Genomic DNA, 4,776 nt, shown 5'->3' with positions numbered 1-4,776 from the left:
AAATTCAAAACGAAATTCAAAACGAAATTCAAAACGAAATTCAAAAGTAAATAAAGTTAGAAAATATCACTTAACTAATTGAGTCGTTTTTTGAATATCTTGTTTCAATATGAAGTCAGACTTTAATCTAATTATTATTCTGCAATGGTTTCACCAACCCATAATATCCAATAGTAAAACTAGAATACACTGAGAATATCTCTAAATTCGCAGTGTATTCTAAGATTATTTACTTTTATATGAAGGGTAGTTTTATTTTTTTACTCATTATTTCTATTTAATTCCTTTTTCAACCTGACTACTTACTATTTTAGTAAACTAAGATAATGGTAACAACCAATGCACCGCGAGTACGAGCATATAGAAACTTGATTTACAATTTTTTTAAAACTGCTAATAACATATCACCACTTAGTCGCTTTGTATAGTTTGGGTTAATATAAAGAAATTCGATCTCTTGATTTTTGTTTACCACATATACTGTAGGAACAGGAAGAAATCCGGGGTTTTTACCCTCAGAATATTTTTCTAATTTCCCTTTTTCTTTTTTGAATGCGATACCCAATGCTTGGGAAAACTTGCCATCACTGTCTGAAAATAATTGATATTTTAATTTTTTATTATCTTCTGTTTGTTTAAGGAAATTAGGCGAATCCGGACTTATCGCAACTACTTGATAGCCTAATTCGATTATTTGCTTTTCAATTTCTTGCATATCTGCCAATTGTGCATTACAATACGGACACCAGCCACCACGATAAACGATAAGTACGGTTTTCTGGTTTAAAATTTCATTTGTTTTCACTTCTTTTCCGTTTACATCTAAAAGTGACATATTAGGAATCTTTTCACCTATTAAAAGTGGCGAAACATTTTCTGGAGCATCTGCAATTTGAGAGAATCCGAAACTAGAAATAAAAATTAAAATAAGTGTTGCTATTTTTTTCATGTGAATGGTTTTAAAATACAAATTTGAACCATTTTTATCAGATTATTTGTAAGCTAGTTTACATTTAGTTCAATTTAATATTAACCTGTAATTAATACAATTCGTTAAGTAATTGCGGGTTATTGCGAGAAAAGGCTGTTACCTGCTGGCGTTTTTCAGAGTTTGTATTTCCATCAATTGTGATTTGATTTCAAAATATTCGCGTTAAAACAACAACCATCTTTCCTGCCTCATTGCGAAAAAGATGGTCAATTGTTTTGTTGATGTCTGGATATTTTGAAGTGTCCTCCAAAATTTACATTTATCTATTTTGAATTGGGCGAACTTCTACGCTGCCATCTTCATTAAGAATCGGACACCCTTTTGAAATTTCCACAGCATCGTTAATGTCTTTTGCATTTACGATTAAGTAGCCACCAACCATTTCATTTCCTTCAGCATACGAACCATCTGAAACTATTTTTTTTGAACCATTCACATGCTTGCCTGATACTTGAAGTGCATCGCCTCCAGCAAGAATTCCTTTTTCGGCAAGTCCTTGCATCCAATTGTCCCACATTTTAATGATGTCCATTGCGGCTTGTGAATTAGCGGTAGAAATATGAGTATTACCACCTCTGAAAATAAACATGAATTTTTCCATTTTGTTTTTTTTTAAATTGTTTTATTTACTTTTGTACTGCAAATATTCAATATATAAATTAATTTAACAAGTAGGACACTAAAACATAGTAAGTATGAAAAACAATACCAATATTGATAATCAATTAATTGAATCTAAAAAAACTTTTGTTTTTGATGAATATTCTTGTCCAGTAACTGCAACAATGAAAGTTTTGGGTGGAAAATGGAAACCTATTCTTATCAATGCAATCTACCATACGGCTCCAGCAAGGTTTGGCGAATTAAAACGTAGTGTAATAGGCATCACACAATCTATGCTTACACAACAGCTAAGAGAATTAGAAGACGATGGTATTATTAGCAGAAAAATTTATGCTCAGATACCGCCAAAGGTAGAATACACTTTAACTGAGTTTGGACTCACATTGGCACCCGTGATACAAACAATGGCAAATTGGGGTCTAGAATATAAATTGAATAAACAAAAAGTGTAGAACAAATAGAAAATTTCTTGGTAATTGTTTTTTTCTGTTTATGTTATTCTACTGTGGGTTGTGTCGCCCACTACGCTTGCAGGTAACGTTTTGCGACTTCAAGAAGTGGCGAACTTCGTAACCGCATATTTTCCACTAAGATAAAAATCCTTGCGAAACGTAAACGTGAACTTACAACAAAATTCGCAATTGCGAGAAACGGCTGTTAGCAGTAGTGTGAATTATTTTTGTTCGTCCATCTTTTTTGAAAAAATTGTTTTTACAAAGTTATAAAGTGGGACAAATAATATTGAAATAAATAGAAAATCTAATAATAATATCCAAGATCTTAAAGGTGTAATTAAATTATCTCTAAAACCAATAATTGACGAACACCAAAAATCGAAGTATTCTATACCAATTTTTGGATTTTTAATTTTATCTATTTTGAACTTTAAATTGTTTGAAAAATATTTATAACTTTCCATAACGGTTTCTCTTTTCGGTAGGCTTAAAATAAATGTTCCAGTATTTCGATTATAAATACTTAAGTAAGTTTCTGGCGCTCGTATTCCTGAAAATGAACGAATTGTAGTAGGAGACAATACAATAAAACTTTTATAAAAAACTAATTTATCATCATTTCTTGGTAAGTCATCTTTTTCCTTTTTAGTTTTAAATTCGTTATTTAACTGTTCATTTAATCTCAGGAATGTAGAATCTGTTATTGAGATATTTTCTTCATTTGTGTTTTTTAATAAACCAATGAATTGTGAATTATAGCTGAATGATAAGGGATTTTTTAAATAGATTTTGTAAAATATTATAGGTAAAATGCAAAACCATGCGCTTAGAGATATTAATAATAAATATTTAATTGCCTCTGTCGTTTTCAATAAATTAAGAAACTGTCCAATTAGAAAAAACGAGATTATATTGATAAGGTAAGCAAATAAGAATTGCTTTTGATAAAATTCGCTCTCTAAATCTATTATAATCAAAGGAAGTGTTACAAGAATAAAGACTAAAATTATATCAAATTTATTTTTTTTCATTATATTTTCAACAATCTTCATTTTTATACGCTTTAAACACATTACTGCTAACTTATATACATGTCTAATAAAACCAGACATAACGACCCAAAATCGGACAGATTGTTCTGACCCGCGTCAAGCTTTTGTTATTAAGCTAAAATAGACAATATATATTGTAAATCGTCAAAAAGAATCTCTATTTGTTGTGATGATTTTGTACTTACATGCGTGGAAACCATACTTAATGTGATGTTTTATTTTTTTGTGATAAAAAAATATTTTTTTATTAAATTATCACAAATCTGTGATAATATTTAATTTTTTTACAAAATTATCACAAAATGAATTACCACAAAAAAATGCAGTTATTTTTTACAACAACTGCATTTTCTAATAATCTAAGAATTCTAAAAATCTAACTTCTATTCCATATCTCTACCAAAACGGTCAAAACGTTTGTTGTAGCTGTTAAAGATTGCTTTTTCGGCATTGTAAAAAGCTGTGTCTTTATTGTCTTTCATAATAAGAAGCAAACCTCTGTATCTTTCTATGTCGGTTATAATATCGATAGCATTGTCGTTCTGTTCGCTCGCTTTTGTTTGGCTAAAATATCTTAGTTCATCTTGGTATTTTGCTGCTAGTTGTTTGAGCAAAGTACGTGCTTTTTGGGTTTCTCCTATTTTATAATATCCATCAGCAAAAGGATCGACCATACTGTAAAACTCATAATAATCTAAAGGAAGTTTGGTTAACGCTAATTCGATTATTTTTTTAGCTTTATCTTTTTTCCCTTCTGCAATTAACTGGTTCATTAACCTTGTTAGATGTGTACGATACGAAATGCTATTTTTTCTAGTCTCTGGATCGTGGTATATTTTTGTGCTTTCGCCATTACCCCAATCTAGTTTCATCATGATGTCATACATTTTATCGGCATCGATGCTTCCCATATCAAAGCCAGAGGCATCTTTGTCTAATGGTGTTCTTACAGGAACTAGTTTGTATATCATTCCGTTAAGCTGTAAGTATTCTTTCATCCAGATATAATCATCATCTGCAAAAGCACCTGGAGAAAAGTATATAGGACGTTTCCAGTTGTTGTTTCTTACAATATCTAACATCATGAGACGATTTTTGTATAAAGCGTCACCTTTTATATCAACATCAATATAAGGAACAATCGAATCATTGTATTTTGTACTTACAATTTTGTTTGCAATCACTGTGTTTTTATCGACAGGAATTCTAATTTTATTACTTGGATAAAACTGAATTTTCTGACCATTTTTCATTTCGATTAATGTTCTAGGATCATCGCTAGAAACAAAATCCATAAATTCTTTTACGTCGAGTCTTGCATCGGTTTTTTTATCAAAAATCAAGTAATCTCTTTTTCCGTCTACATAATCTTTGTGTGAAAACGAAATTGGAACGGGTTCCGAATCGTAAGCTTTGGCTTTCATTTGGTCTATATACCAGTCGGTCATTAGTAAACTGGTGTTTACAATACGAACATCGGTTCTATATCCCTCAATTTCTTGTAAGTACCAAATTGGGAAAGTATCATTATCACCAATGGTGAATAAAATGGCGTTCTTGTCGCAAGAATCTAAATAAGCTCTTGCCGATGAAACTGCCGTGTATTTCCCAGAACGATCGTGATCGTCCCAGTTTTGAGTTGCCATAAGTATTG

At 30.8% G+C, this 4,776-nt stretch carries 4 protein-coding genes and 1 pseudogene; 1 reads left to right on the top strand and 4 read right to left on the bottom strand.

The genetic code is table 11. The annotated features are described in order from the left end of the window. Positions 1-373: 373 nt before the first annotated feature. Positions 374-949 carry a peroxiredoxin family protein gene (locus tag ABI549_RS13455; RefSeq protein WP_348076974.1) on the bottom strand — a complete coding sequence of 192 codons (576 nt, stop codon included), beginning with the start codon at positions 947-949 and terminating at the stop codon, positions 374-376. A gap of 301 nt (positions 950-1,250) precedes the next feature. Next, positions 1,251-1,592 carry a YciI family protein gene (locus ABI549_RS13450; RefSeq protein ID WP_348076973.1) on the bottom strand — a complete coding sequence of 114 codons (342 nt, stop codon included), beginning with the start codon at positions 1,590-1,592 and terminating at the stop codon, positions 1,251-1,253. Positions 1,593-1,686: 94 nt separating this feature from the next. Between ABI549_RS13450 and ABI549_RS13445 the strand changes: the two genes are divergently transcribed. Continuing rightward, on the top strand, positions 1,687-2,067 hold the full coding sequence (locus ABI549_RS13445) for a helix-turn-helix domain-containing protein (RefSeq protein ID WP_348076972.1): 381 nt from the start codon (positions 1,687-1,689) through the stop codon (positions 2,065-2,067). A gap of 221 nt (positions 2,068-2,288) precedes the next feature. Here ABI549_RS13445 and ABI549_RS13440 read toward each other — a convergent pair whose 3' ends face one another. Both ABI549_RS13440 and ABI549_RS13435 read right to left on the bottom strand, forming a co-directional pair. Next, a complete protein-coding gene (locus ABI549_RS13440; protein WP_348076971.1) occupies positions 2,289-3,101 on the bottom strand; it encodes a hypothetical protein in 813 nt (270 codons plus the stop codon). A gap of 404 nt (positions 3,102-3,505) precedes the next feature. Then, positions 3,506-4,776, bottom strand: a pseudogene (locus ABI549_RS13435) (hypothetical protein); the annotation flags it as partial.

Source organism: Flavobacterium sp. (assembly GCF_039932285.1).
GTDB lineage: Bacteria > Bacteroidota > Bacteroidia > Flavobacteriales > Flavobacteriaceae > Flavobacterium.
This window is presented reverse-complemented; position numbering and strand designations above follow the sequence as displayed.

Bases quoted from the DNA above. Each gene is read 5' to 3' on its own strand.
- ABI549_RS13455 (WP_348076974.1), bottom strand. From the start codon at position 949: ATGAAAAAAATAGCAACACTTATTTTAATTTTTATTTCTAGTTTCGGA.
- ABI549_RS13450 (WP_348076973.1), bottom strand. From the start codon at position 1,592: ATGGAAAAATTCATGTTTATTTTCAGAGGTGGTAATACTCATATTTCT.
- ABI549_RS13445 (WP_348076972.1), top strand. From the start codon at position 1,687: ATGAAAAACAATACCAATATTGATAATCAATTAATTGAATCTAAAAAA.
- ABI549_RS13440 (WP_348076971.1), bottom strand. From the start codon at position 3,101: ATGAAAAAAAATAAATTTGATATAATTTTAGTCTTTATTCTTGTAACA.